Annotated in this window: 8 protein-coding genes and 3 pseudogenes; 8 read left to right on the top strand and 3 right to left on the bottom strand. The window is 61.9% G+C overall.

The annotated features are described in order from the left end of the window. Window positions 1–220 precede the first annotated feature (220 nt). Both OG310_RS36745 and OG310_RS36740 read right to left on the bottom strand, forming a co-directional pair. A complete protein-coding gene (locus OG310_RS36745; RefSeq protein WP_329460612.1) occupies window positions 221–547 on the bottom strand; it encodes a histone-like nucleoid-structuring protein Lsr2 in 327 nt (108 codons plus the stop codon). 44 nt (window positions 548–591) lie between these two features. Next, window positions 592–1074, bottom strand: a pseudogene (locus tag OG310_RS36740) (IS5 family transposase); the annotation flags it as partial. Between the two features lie 237 nt (window positions 1075–1311). Here OG310_RS36740 and OG310_RS36735 point away from each other — a divergent pair. After that, window positions 1312–2508, top strand: coding sequence for an IS110 family transposase (locus OG310_RS36735; protein WP_329460805.1), 1197 nt, complete (start codon window positions 1312–1314; stop codon window positions 2506–2508). Window positions 2509–2525: 17 nt separating this feature from the next. Here the strand turns inward: OG310_RS36735 and OG310_RS36730 are convergent. Continuing rightward, a pseudogene (locus tag OG310_RS36730) lies at window positions 2526–2872 on the bottom strand (transposase); the annotation flags it as partial. A 503-nt stretch (window positions 2873–3375) separates the two neighbouring features. On the opposite strand from OG310_RS36730, the gene OG310_RS36725 reads away from it, so the two are divergent. From OG310_RS36725 to OG310_RS36695, 7 genes and pseudogenes are all read left to right on the top strand, one after another. Then, entirely contained in the window at window positions 3376–4959 is a 1584-nt protein-coding gene (locus tag OG310_RS36725) for an FMN-binding glutamate synthase family protein (protein ID WP_329460611.1), read from the top strand. A 26-nt stretch (window positions 4960–4985) separates the two neighbouring features. Next, a complete protein-coding gene (locus OG310_RS36720) occupies window positions 4986–6719 on the top strand; it encodes a thiamine pyrophosphate-dependent enzyme (RefSeq protein WP_329460804.1) in 1734 nt (577 codons plus the stop codon). Between the two features lie 31 nt (window positions 6720–6750). After that, on the top strand, window positions 6751–8052 hold the full coding sequence (locus OG310_RS36715; RefSeq protein ID WP_329460610.1) for a cation:proton antiporter: 1302 nt from the start codon (window positions 6751–6753) through the stop codon (window positions 8050–8052). 89 nt (window positions 8053–8141) lie between these two features. Then, window positions 8142–8915, top strand: a complete 774-nt coding sequence (locus OG310_RS36710) for an SDR family NAD(P)-dependent oxidoreductase (protein ID WP_329460803.1) — start codon at window positions 8142–8144, stop codon at window positions 8913–8915. Window positions 8916–9460: 545 nt separating this feature from the next. Then, window positions 9461–9790 (top strand): thioredoxin, encoded by a 330-nt coding sequence (gene trxA, locus OG310_RS36705; RefSeq protein WP_329460609.1) that lies wholly within the window; start codon window positions 9461–9463, stop codon window positions 9788–9790. Window positions 9791–11056: 1266 nt separating this feature from the next. Further along, window positions 11057–11461: a RidA family protein gene (locus OG310_RS36700; protein ID WP_329460608.1), complete on the top strand. Its 405-nt coding sequence runs from the start codon at window positions 11057–11059 to the stop codon at window positions 11459–11461. Between the two features lie 148 nt (window positions 11462–11609). After that, window positions 11610–12875, top strand: a pseudogene (locus OG310_RS36695) (AlkA N-terminal domain-containing protein); the annotation flags it as partial. Between the last annotated feature and the right edge of the window lie 121 nt (window positions 12876–12996).

Raw genomic sequence — 12996 nt, 5'->3', positions numbered from 1 at the left:
TCCGGGCGCTACAGTGAGATGCATAGAACTCCTGTTGGGGCCGACCTGGACGGCCCGGCTACGCCGGACAGTTGCCGCCGTTCAGCTCAACGCTGCCGAAGAAGCCCCAAGGCGCTCGGACTGCGATGGAACAGCAGCAGACGCAGAAGCGAGGCTCGGACCTGCTGTCCTGGCTTCCTCAAGACCATGGAAGTCCCTGTCGCATCGAGGCACTGAACGGTCAGCTGTTGGCCTTCTCGTAGGCCATTCTGATCTCGATCGGAACCCGCCCGCGAGTGTGAGGCGTATACCCGTTGTCAGTTGCCCATGCCCGAATTTCGGCGCTGTCTACCCCCGTCGTCCTGGCTGGTGCGTGGCCGGGCTTCGGCCAGCCACCGGCACGCCGGGCCTTCTCGATGTACGGCGCCAGGAGCTGCCGCAGTTTGTCAGCATTCTCCTTCGACAGGTCGATCTCGCAGGCCTTACCGTCCAGCGCGAATTTTACGGTCTCATCAGCTTCGCTTCCGTCGAGGTCGTCGATAAGGAGCGCCTGGACTTTCTGTATCATCACATTCCCCTTTCTATGCCTGTTTGAGAAATAGAACCGCTTAGTCAGACTGTGTCCTGTGTGGTGAGGTGCACGAGTCGTTTGTAGCAGCAGAGGGCGGCGGCGAGGCCGAGGAAGGCCAGGTAGTTGCGGGGGTGTCGTTCGTAGCGGTGGTTGAGTCTGCGGTAGCCGGTCAGCCACGACATGGTCCGCTCGATCACTCACCTTCGGCGGCCTCATCGTTCGCTGGACTCGATGCTCTTGCGGGCGATGCGGACGCCGATGCGTTTGCCGCCGAGCCATCGTCGCAGGTCAGGTTGATCGTACGCCTTGTCGGCGTGGAGTTTGCGCGGCTTGTAGTGCCAACCGTTTTCTCGGACGTGTCTCGTTTGGAGACCGGCGACCACCGCCTTCAGACCTTGGCTGTCGTGGACGTTGGCTGCGGAGGGGCCGACGACGAGGGGCAGCCCGTTCGCGTCCGACAGGACGTGCATCGTGGAGCCCGGCTTACCTCGGCCCACGGGGCTCGGACCTGCAAGTTCGCCCCCGTTACCGTTTTCGTGGTCCCGCAATGGGGCTCCCGGCCTCCGGGTCCGGCATGACTGTTGCCCCTTGTCGATCATGGTCGAAAAAGTGGTGTCACCGGACCGGAAGCATCGGCAGACCGCTGATCGGGGGCACGACCTCTTCATCCGTACTCATTGGGTGGGCAGGCCTTCGTAACGTGGATGCCGGCACGTGGATGCCGCAGGTGAGGCTGGGAAGAATCTGCTTCGGAGGGGCCTATCAGCGACGAGAGCGAGATCGACATCTACCTCGGTCTGGATGTCGGCAAGGGGGAGCATCACGGCACCGCGCTGACTCCGGCGGGCAAGAAAGTGTTCGACAAGCCGCTGCCCAACAGTGAACCGCGGCTGCGTGAGCTGTTCACTAAACTGCAGGCCAGGCACGGCATCATACTCGTTGTGGTGGACCAGCCGGCCTCGATCGGGGCGCTGCCGCTGGCTGTGGCGCGGGATGTTGGCTGCCGTGTCGCCTATCTTCCGGGGCTGACGATGCGACGGATCGCCGACCTCTACCACGGTGAGTCGAAGACCGACGCCCGCGACGCGGCGATCATCGCGGACGCCGCCCGAACCATGCCACACACGCTGCGGGACCTGGCGCCGGACGACGAGACCGTTGCCGAGCTGAACATGCTGGTGGGCTTCGACGACGATTTGGCCGGCGAGGTCACCAAGAATCGTCTGCGTCGGTTGCTGACCCAGATCCACCCGTCACTTGAGCGGGTCCTGGGTCCCCGGCTGGACCACTCGGCCGTCCTGTTCCTTCTTGAACGCTACGGATCCCCACCCGAGTTGAGGAAGGCCGGCAGACGGCGGCTGGTTTCCCGGCTGCTACCCAAAGCACCGCGCATGACTGAACGACTAGGCGCAGACGTCTTCGAGGCACTCGACGAACAAAGCGTCGTCGTCCCCGGCACCGATGCTGCAGCGCTGATCGTCCCCAGCCTGGCCACTTCACTCACGGCCGTGCTCGACCAACGCCGTCGCCTCGCAACAAGGGTCGAGGAACTGTTGGAGACACACCCTCTTTCACGGGTCCTGACCTCGATGCCCGGCATCGGGGTCAGGACCGCGGCCCGGATTCTCATCGACGTGGGTGACGGCAGCAGTTTCGCCACCGCAGGCCACCTGGCCGCCTGCGCCGGGCTCGCGCCCGCCACCCGCCGCTCCGGCTCTTCGATCCGCAGCGGGCACCCGGCCTGGCGAGGCAACAAACAGCTCAAGCGAGCCTTCTACCTCGCCGCGTTCGCCTCACTGTCCCAGCCCGGTTCACGCGCCTACTACGACAAGAAACGACACGAGGGCAAGCACCACGTCGCAGCGATCGTCTGCCTCGCCCGACGCCGAATTGACGTGCTCTTCGCGATGCTCCGCGACGGCACCTTCTACGCGGCTCCATCCACTGCCACTGCTTGACGAAAACGATAGGGGCACTTTTTAGCCCGCACGTGCGCCGAGTCGAGGACCGTGCGCGTGAGATCCAGTAGTCCGTACTCGTCGATCCGATCCAGCACGGCGTCTGGAGTCGACCCCAGACGCCGGCCCGTGACCAGATCAGGAGGCAGCGCTGCGCGGTGGACTTCGATATACCGAAACAGGGCGGCAGGGCCCGCCAGGCACAGCCGCTGACCAGGACGTAGATGATCGCGGCGAACACCGTCCCATCAGACGTGTCTTGTGTCCCGCCGTCCTGCGGACGCACCTTGGACGGCGGGATCAATGGCTCCGCGATCTCCCAGAAACCGTCCAGAACGATCCAACTCCAGGTACCTCTACCCATGTTCAGATCAACGGGCCAGAGACCACATCGGACGCGGTTTTAGGTTGGAGAAGATCGGTGTCGTTGGACGGCCAAAACCATGAGATACATGTGAAAGACTGACACGGTCAACTTGCTACATTTTATATGAATAATCGCATTATGTAGTACTTGGGCTAGTAGGTGAGGCGGCGATTGACTGGGTCGTCTCCAGGCAGTTTCTTGACGCACGGCAGCTTGAATGTTATGTGTCACGCCACGGCCACGTAGTTTCGGGCGGCCCCTCATGGATTCGTACTCGCCTCGGCCTCGATCGATCAGTGCAGGCGGAGTGCGATCATGGTCGCTAGGTGTTAAGCGGGACCGACTGTGCGATTCGGCTTGGACTCTCCCATCCCCGGGTTGTGCCGCTTCCCTGCCGGGGCTCGGCCTGCCGGGTCCCGTCGATACCCACGCCAAGGGCGTGGTTGGCTGATTCATAGCTGATAGACGACGCGTCTATCAGCTGCTTATAACCTCGTCGAGTGATCAGAACTGGTTTGGTGGTTCTTGCGGGCCTCGTGTCCGCAGTTACGGTAGAAGCCGCGGTGGCGGTCTCCCCCTGGTGGTGGATCATCGCCTCCCTGTGTGCCGTACTGGCGGTGGTCGGTGCATACGATCTAATGCAGAAACGGCACTCTGTGCTGCGGAACTATCCCGTGGTAGGCCACATCCGTTTTTTGATGGAGTACATCAGACCTGAGCTGCAGCAGTATTTTGTTGAGCGCAACTTCGACGGCCGTCCCTATGACAGAAGTGTCCGTAGCATCGTTTACCAGCGGGCCAAGGGGACCGACGCTGAAGAGCCTTTCGGGACCGAGCGCGATGTGTATGCCAGCGGTTACGAATTCCTTACCCCGTCGCTCCACCCCCGCCAGACTGCCGCTGCCCCCCCGCGCGTGCATATTGGAGGTCCCGACTGCCAAAAGCCCTATGACATGGCGCTGCTCAACGTTTCAGCTATGAGTTTTGGTGCGCTGTCCCCTCAAGCGATTCTTGCACTGAATACAGGGGCGAGGCTAGGCGGGTTTGCGCACGACACAGGAGAAGGCGGACTCTCCGATCACCATCTCCTGCCAGGCGGCGATCTGATCTGGGAAGTTGGGACAGGTTACTTTGGTTGCCGTACCCCAGAAGGCGCGTTCTCACCAGACCTGTTCGCGGAGAAGGCGGCAACTGAACAGGTCAGGTGTGTTTCACTGAAGCTTTCGCAGGGAGCGAAACCTGGCATTGGCGGAGTCCTTCCCGGTGAGAAGGTTAATGCGGAGATAGCGCGGATCCGGGGTGTCGTCCAAGGCAAGACTGTTATATCTCCCCCCTACCATCAGGTATTCCAAACCCCCCGCGAACTCGTACAGTTCATCAGGCGAATGAGAGAGCTGGCGCAGGGCAAGCCTGTCGGCTTCAAGCTGTGTGTCGGCTCACGCAGGCAGTTTCTTTCCGTCTGCAAGGCGATGCTCGAAGAAGGCAGTACTCCCGACTTCATCATCGTCGATGGTGCAGAGGGTGGCACCGGAGCTGCCCCCCTGGAGTTTGCCGATCACCTCGGGATGCCCCTGACTGAGGGGCTGATAACGGTCCATAATGCGTTGGTCGGGGTCGGTCTGCGTGACCGTGTCAGGATCGGTGCGAGCGGAAAGATTGCGACCGGGGCTGACATTGTTAAACGGATCATTCAAGGTGCTGACTACACCAATGCGGCGCGCGCAATGATGTTCGCTGTTGGCTGTATTCAGTCGCAGCGATGCCACACGAATACCTGCCCGGCTGGAGTCGCTACGCAAGACTCGCGCCGCGCGAGAGCGCTTGATGTCCCGGATAAGTCACTGAGGGTCGAGCGTTTCCAGCGCAGTACCGTTTCCAGCGCACAGCAGATCATGGCGTCCATGGGGGTCATCAATCCGGCGGAGCTGCGCCCCCACATGTTGATGCGTCGCCTCGGACCATCCGTTATCCGCTCTTATCAGGAGCTCTACGATTGGCTGGAGCCCGGGCAGTTGCTGGCCGAGGCCCCGGCGGGTTGGGCTGCTGATTGGAAGTCCGCTGAACCTGACAGCTTCCACGTCTGACGTTCTCATTAACTTTAGGAGAGATGATGGCCCGCACAGTGGCTAAGGTATTCATTGATGCGCTTGAACAACTTGGCGTACGGCAGGTTTTCGGCGTAGTTGGTGATGCGCTCAACCCGTTGACAGACGCCATTCGCCGCAGTACGTCGATCACCTGGGTGAGTTGTCGACACGAAGAGGCAGCAGCTTTTGCCGCCAGTGCACAGTCTCAGCTCACTGGAGAGCTGTCTGTGTGTATGGGGACTGTCGGGCCTGGCGCTGTCCATCTGCTGAACGGGCTGTACGACGCAGCCAAGAGCCGGACACCGGTGCTAGCCATCGTTGGCCAGGTGCCGTTGGTGGACGTCGGCTCTGACTACTTTCAGGAGGTGAACAACGACCTTCTGTTCAATGACGTCGCGGAGTTCTGCGCCACCGTCACGTCGCCAGAGCAGATGCCCGGAGTTTTGGAGTTGGCCGTCCGCAGCGCTGTGGGCCGTAGCGGAGTGTCTGTCCTCAGCATCCCCGGTGACCTCGGGGACCAGACGGTGCCTGGAGACCGGCCTACGCGATTTTCCCTGACCCGTCCGAACGCGCGGCCTGACGATCCTGACGTTGACCAGGCGGTAGAGCTTCTGAACGCGTCGCACCGCACCACCCTGCTTGTCGGCCGTGGTGCGCGCACTTCGCGAGATGACGTGCTTCTGCTGGCTGAGAAGCTCAGGGCACCGATGGTGCTGACCCTGAAGGCCAAGGAGGGGTTCGATGGTGACAATCCCTACGAGGTCGGGCAGACGGGGTTGCTTGGAAACCCGGCTGCGGCGCTCGCGATGGAGCAGGCCGACACGTTGCTGATGCTGGGAACCGACTTTCCTTATCGGGATTGGTATCCCAAGGGTAAGACCGTCATCCAGGTGGACACGGTCGCGGAGCATATAGGTCGACGGGTGGCCGTCGATCTTGGACTGGTTGGAGATGTGGGGCCGACGGTGCGGGCGTTGCTGAAGCATCTGTCGCATAAGGAGGACAGCCGCCACTTGAGTCACGCCAGGAATCGGTACGACAGCTGGCGGAGCGGTCAGAAGAGGCTCGCTGCTGCGGACTATGAGCACCACGCGGTAGGGGAAGTTCGATCAGCGCTGGACAACCGGCACCATCTCATTAGGCCGGAGGCACTTGCCGCCGCAGTGGACGAGGTAGCAGCGGACGATGCTGTCTTCACGTCGGACACAGGTATGTCCACGGTCTGGCTGGCTCGGTTTGTGCGTATGCACAGCAGTCGACGCCTGGTCGGTTCCTTCAACCTTGGATCGATGGCGAACGCTATGCCTCAAGCGATCGGTGCACAGTTCACCTACCCGGACCGGCAAGTCGTTGCCTTCTGTGGAGATGGGGGGCTGAGTATGCTTCTTGGAGACCTGATCACCATCAGCACACATAGGCTCCCCGTGAAGTTGGTCGTGTTCGACAACAAGAGGCTCGGCATGGTGAAACTCGAGCAGGAGCAGGCGGGGATACCCGAGTTCGGGACCGAGCTGCACAACCCTGACTTCGCTGCAGTCGCCGAGGCCCTCGGTATACCTGGTATTCGTGTGACAGCGCCAGCGGACGTGCGCGACGCCGTGAAGCGCGCCTTCGCCACCGAAGGGCCCGTACTTCTCGACGTTCTGACCAATCCGGATGAGATCTCCGTGCCGGCCCGGGCGACCGTTCAGCAAGGGTGGGGGTATGCGATCGCGAAGGTCAAGGAGCTCCTGCAGAGCCCAGGTGAGGAGATATGAAGATATTTCCTCAGGTAGGTAGAGAGCTCGAATGAAGGACATCGCGTTCATCAACTTGCTGGTGATCTCTGCGATTTCCCTGATAGCGCCGCTGGCCCTCGGTCTGATGCCGAAAATCAGGGTTCCCGCAGTCGTGGTCGAGATCGTGGTCGGCATAGTTTTGGGCCCTACCGGTTTTGGGTGGGTCAAAATTGACCTGCCAGTGCAGGTGTTGTCGCTCCTCGGGTTCGCTTTCTTGCTGTTCCTTGCGGGATTGGAGATCGACCTCCACCGGTTGCGTGGGCGGACACTGCAGCTCGCGGTTCTCGGTTACGCCATCAGTTTCGTAATTGGCCTGGCAGCGGGCTACGGTTTCAATCTGGTCGGATGGGTACACAGCCCCCTGCTCGTGGGCGTAGCTCTCGCAGCGACATCGTCGGGACTCGTGGTGTCGCTTCTCTCCGACAGCGGCCATACAGGTGACGACATCGGGCAGACGATCATCGCCGCAGTCGCCGTGGCTGACTTCGGGGCCGTTCTGCTGCTGTCCCTGGCCTTCCCTACCGCAGGAGGCTCTGCATCGGGACGTGCGGTCCTGCTGGCGGCGTTTGGCCTCTTGGTTGCCGTTACCGGTGTCGTAGTTTGGCTGGCCTCCCGGTCACGCGAACTCGGCAATGTGCTCACCCGACTACAGGACACCGCGGCCGAGGTGCGGGTACGCGGGGCCATGCTGCTGCTGGTGGGGTTTGCCGCTCTGGCGGAGAAGTTCGGACTAGAAGACATCCTCGGTGCGTTCCTCGCGGGAGCGCTCATCGGGGTAGTGGACCGCGACGGAAGCAACCACCCACAGTTCCGAACGAAGCTCGACGCGATTGGGAACGGTTTCCTGATTCCCGTCTTCTTCATCAGCAGTGGGCTACGCCTGGACCTGCGGGATCTCGTCACGAGCCCGGCAGCACTCCTCCGTGTTGTCCTCTTCCTTGCAGCCCTCCTGGTCGTCCGCGGGCTCCCGGCGCTTTTGTACTGGCCCACCTTCGGCCGGAGGGGAACGACGGCCATTGCCCTCCTTCAGGCAACCTCTCTGCCGGTGATCGTGAGCGCCACGCAGATCGGGGTGCAAGTCGGGCTGATCACGCCGCTGAACGCCGGGGCTCTCACTTGCGCCGGCGTCCTCTCTGTGCTGCTGTTCCCCGCCGCAGGAGTGAGGCTCCTCAGAGCGCGACAGGATCCGGGAGCCGAGGGCGAAGATGCGACGAGCCGGGAAGTCGCGTCAAATGGGTCTATACCCGGCGTCGGAGTGCCCGCCGCAGGAGGCGTGGGCGAGACAGAGGGGGAATTCCCTCCGGGTATGTAAGACGCGCTGCTCCGAGGATTCCAACCCCCGTCCTGACCTGTCGGGCCAAGCCCGCCTCGTCTCTTTACGAGCAAAAGGAGCGAACTATGGTGACGTACGACTTCACGGGTCAGAAGGTTGTAGTGATCGGCGGCGCGAGTGGCATGGGCAAGGAGGCAGCGGCCTCGGTCCTCGCGGGCGGGGGCAGCGCCGTGATTGTAGGACGAAAGGGTGTCAAGCTTGACAATGCGGTAGCAGACCTGTCCAAGGCAGGCACCGCCTGGTCGGTCTGTGCAGACCTCACCAACCGGGACGAAGTCATGGAGGCGCAGAAGGAGCTCGCCGAAGACCACCCGGACGCGACACTCCTGGTGAACGCCGCGGGCTTCTACATCCCTAAGGCATTCCTCGATGTCGAGGGGGACGACTACGACGCCTACCTCGACATCAACAGAGGGCTCTACTTCCTCACTCAGACCATCGTGCGGGGGATGATTGCCGCCGGTAATGGGGGAGCCATCGTCAACGTCGGGAGCATGTGGGCCCAGCAGGCCTTGGCGGTGACCCCCTCTTCTGCCTATTCGATGGCGAAGGCCGGCATCCACGCCCTGACGCACAACCTGGCCATCGAGCTGGCCGGCGAGGGAATCCGGGTCAATGCAGTTGCTCCGGCTGTTACCGGCACGCCGCTGTTCGAGAAGGTCTTTCCTGCCGATCAGCTCAAGAACGCCCTGGACGGCCTCGGCGGCCTCCACCCGCTCGGGCGGATCGGCACGGCGGGCGAGGTCGCAGCCGCGATCACCTTCCTGCTGTCGCCGGAGTCCGGGTGGACCACGGGCGCGATCCTCAACGTCGATGGTGGGGTCATGGCGGGTCGCAACTAACTGCCGGGGTTGGCCAGCACACAAACTCCGGTTCACTTGGGGAATCTGCGAAGTGGCGTCCTGGATGCGCAGACGCGTGGCAGCTACGCAACAGCCGAGGGCGGCGCCGGAACCTTAGGGGAGATGCCGATCTCTATAGAGGCTGCCCGCCCCCTGAGCCGGACGTTGTTTCCGGTCGGCAACAGTTCGAGCCCCCGCTGAAGTGAAAAGGCGGCATGCCGAGTGGCGAGGTACTGCTCGGCTTGCCGCCATGGGAAGTGAACTTCCGAGTTCCGCTGCTTGGACAGTAGTCGAATTCATTACGAGGTCGCACGTGCTGATTGATCCTCGTGAGTTGATGTTTTTCGGCGGTGTCCCTGCAAAAACCATTGCATTGATGGTGAGTGACCTGTGCAGGCCTGGGCGCCGGGAGGATCTCCAAACCTCTCGGTGAGGAAAATTCCATCCTTGCCGAGAGGTTTTGAACAGGGCGTATCAGAAGATCGGCGGGCAGGTTGAAATACGCTCCGCCGCTGTGCTGTATGGATTTCAAAGGAGAGTTGGCTATGGCGAGTGTCCACGTCACAAATGTAACGGACGGCGACTTCGAGTCGGAGGTGCTTAGCTCAGAGTCTCCTGTTCTGGTCGACTTTTGGGCCGCATGGTGCGGGCCGTGTAAGGCGTTGGCCCCTGTCGTCGACGCGATCGCGGACGATTACGTGGGCAGGCTCAAGGTCGCCAAGATCGATGTTGACGCGAATGCCGTTACTGCAGAGAAGTACCGTGTCCAGGGGATCCCGCTGCTTCTGCTCTTCAAGGGAGGGGTCGTGGTCGAGGAAATTCTCGGCGCGCAGCCTCGTCCGGCCGTTGAGGAGGTCGTGCTCAAGCACCTCTGAGGCGTTGTTCGGCGCATCGTGCGCGAGTCTCCTTTTGCGTCACAGCTCGTGCGTCTTGGGGGCTGTGATGCCTGGCGCTATTGCCTGTGCTGAGTCATCGAGCTGCACTGGGTAGCCTGCCTGGAGCACGGCAACGGAGGACGGGGGTGTGATCACTGTGGCGTCACCGGTCCAGGGCCTGGAGTGCCTCAGCCCGTAGCCCTGCCGGGTCCACTCGATCAACTCTGGTCCGACCACTACAGCGATTGTGGCGCCGACGCGAACGAAAGTGCCATCGGGGAGCTCGCCCCACGGCATGGTGTGGAGGCGCCTACGGTGCGTGCCTCGTACGATTCGTTCACTGTGCAATTGCCGATTCATGGTGCGCGCAGAAGGCAGATCCACGCCCAATGCAGCTGACCACGAGTAGCGGTACATCTGGTAGTCACGATACCGGCACTCACCGCACGGGCGGTGGCCGGCGGCGAAGGCGACTGCTTCATCGTGAAAGTAGAGGAACGTGTAGTGGTGAGGAAGCCACTGGTCCTCATGATAACGCCCTTGGAACTCAAGAGCGCAAGTAATCCAGAGGTTGCTGACGTGGAATCGAACAATGTTTTTTCCCGAGTGGAGAATTCCTCGATTTCCTGTCCAAGCGCCGCGTAGCGGGATTGCCTCAATATCGCCCATAGGGGTAACCCGATTGCGACGGGGGCGGCGGGGGGCCTGCTCTGGATCTCCGGGGTCATTAAGAATCTGGCTGTAGTCGGTCTCCCGCTGCATCGTGGCTCTCTTTCTGTGCGTTCGGTAAGCTCGGCGACGGGTGGGGTGATTCTCTTGTCCGCAGTTGGTTGGTTTAGAGAAGTCCGTTGATGGACACGTCAGACGCTACTTGATGGGCCACTCCACCGAGCAAGAGTGAAGGGGGTGCCAAGTCGGCCACGTGAACGGGATCACCTTGGCGGCGCGCGTTCGTGGGCTCATCGGCAGTGTGCGGAGCATTGCGGCCTCTCGTGCTCATCAGGTTGTCCCCTGTAGTGCATAGTGGCGAAGCGTGGCGCGCTTGGCCGTACCTCGACACCTGCGGGGTGAGTTGGCCGGCACCCCTGTTGATGCCCCGTGAATCCCGCGGCGTCACCTATTCACTGTACGGCGTGGACGTGAGCCCGATTTATGCTGCAGGTGACAGGTGAGTGTTCACCCCTGCATACTGGCTTGTGGCGTCAGCCTCATCCTGGCACACCTCAAAGCCCTATTCGGGGTTGATGATTGAAAGGTTGAACATTGATGAAAAGCCCGGAGTCGATCAACGCAGGAATCTCGCATCAGATTGGTCGTTACGCGGATGCGGTTCGCGTGCCGGCAGGATACGACACGATCGTTTTGTCGGGGACACCTGGTTTGACCGCGGATGGGACGCTGCCCGAAAGCTTCGCTGACGAAGCCACTCAGGCGTGGCGCAACGTCGAGGCGATTCTCTCTCAGGCGGGAGCCGGACTGTCTGACATCATCAGTATCCGGCAGTGGTTTATCAGCCCGGACGATATCGCTGCCTATGTGCCGATTCGTACACAGTTCATCAAACATGAGCCAGCATCCATGCTTGCCGTTATCCCTGCGCTGGTCTGGCCGCAGATTCGTGTTGAGATTGAAGTCGTGGCTGCGGTCCTTGCAGAAGAATCTAAGGGCTGATGCCACCCTCGCCGCAGAGGAAGCTTGTGAGCGGTGCGTCAGCTGGAGCATGTCGACGTCGGCGAGGTTGGGGCATGGTAGTTCGGTCATCCGCTTTGATTGTTGGTGCCCGGCGGCGAGATGCATGGGCGTGATGCCCTTCGAAGAGCCCGCTCCAAAAGCGCGGACGCACACTGCGGCACGTGCGTTGAGGCTCATCCAAGACGGTGCCGTCGACCGGGAAGGGGTCACTGGGTTGGCGGCGCGCCTCGGATACTCCGCTGACGCGATTCGACGCCTACTCAAGGACGAGTTCGGTGCTGGTCCGCTCTCGCTGGCTCATGCCCAACGGGTCCGTACGGCCCGACTGCTTGTCGAGGCATCGTCCCTATTCATGACTGAAGCTGCTCTCACAGCAGGATATTCATCCCTCCGCGCATTCGAGCACAGCATGCGGCAGGAGTTCGGTTTTTCCCCGAGGGAAATGCGTCTTCGGAGTCGCGAATGCCGTCAGGCCTTCATGCGCCCGCCTGCTGATGCCATCTGCCTGCAACTGCCGTTTACGGCCCCACTCAACCCAGACAATCTGTTTGGGCACCTGGCTGCCACGAGCGTGCGCGGCGTAGAGGAGTGGCGTGATGGCGCCTACCGCCGCACCCTCCGGTTGCCGCACGGACATGCGGTGGTGTCTCTCGCCCCTTGGCCGCAACACGTCGCCTGCCGTCTGTTCTTGACGGATCTCCGTGACCTGGATGCGGCCATCGGCAGCTGCCGGCGTCTGCTGGATCTGGACGTGAATCCGATTGCGGTGGACGCGCGATTGCGTGAGGACCCGGTGCTGGCCCCCCTGGTCCACAAGGCGCCGGGGAGGCGCGTACCGGGCGCCGTGGATTCGGCAGAGTTCGCTGTGCGCGCCGTGCTCGGACAGCAGGTCTCCACTGCAGCAGCACGGACACACGCGGCAAGGCTGGTGGAAGCGCATGGTGTGTCCGTGCCCGACCCTGAGGGAGAGCTGACCCATCTCTTTCCCACGTCTTCAGCGCTAGCGACGCTCGATCCGAAGTCCTTGGCTCTGCCGAAGAGCCGCAGGACAACGCTCACGACCCTTGTAGATGCTCTGGCGCGATGCGACCTGGACCTCGACCCAAAGGGCGACCATAAGGCTGCTCGTGCTGGTTTGGCCGCACTGCCGGGGATCGGCCCTTGGACGCTGGAGGTTATCGCGATGCGTGCCCTTGGTGACCCAGACGCGTTCCCGTCTACCGATCTCGGTGTCAAGAAGGCAGCCAAGCTCTTGGCGCTGCCCGCGGCCCCGGCGGCTCTCGTCGAACGAAGCCGGGCGTGGCGCCCGTGGCGTGCCTACGCAACTCAGTACCTTTGGGCCACCGACAGTCATCCCATCAATTTCCTACCGAAGGTGGCCGGAAGCCTCTGACGAAATGTCAGGAAGCGTGAAACGGTCCCCTCCCTGCTGTACGTGCACGTCATCAGATGAGGCGACGATTCTGTGCGTACGAGAGCTTTGCTCGCCACTCATCTCGATCCGGCTATAACTG

Source organism: Streptomyces sp. NBC_01497 (assembly GCF_036250695.1).
In the GTDB taxonomy this organism is placed as follows: Bacteria; Actinomycetota; Actinomycetes; order Streptomycetales; family Streptomycetaceae; genus Streptomyces.
This window is presented reverse-complemented; position numbering and strand designations above follow the sequence as displayed.

Excerpts from the sequence above, each read along its gene's own strand:
- OG310_RS36745 (WP_329460612.1), bottom strand. The coding sequence starts at position 547 with ATGATACAGAAAGTCCAGGCGCTCCTTATCGACGACCTCGACGGAAGC.
- OG310_RS36715 (WP_329460610.1), top strand. The coding sequence starts at position 6,751 with ATGAAGGACATCGCGTTCATCAACTTGCTGGTGATCTCTGCGATTTCC.
- trxA (WP_329460609.1), top strand. The coding sequence starts at position 9,461 with ATGGCGAGTGTCCACGTCACAAATGTAACGGACGGCGACTTCGAGTCG.
- OG310_RS36720 (WP_329460804.1), top strand. The coding sequence starts at position 4,986 with ATGGCCCGCACAGTGGCTAAGGTATTCATTGATGCGCTTGAACAACTT.
- OG310_RS36700 (WP_329460608.1), top strand. The coding sequence starts at position 11,057 with ATGAAAAGCCCGGAGTCGATCAACGCAGGAATCTCGCATCAGATTGGT.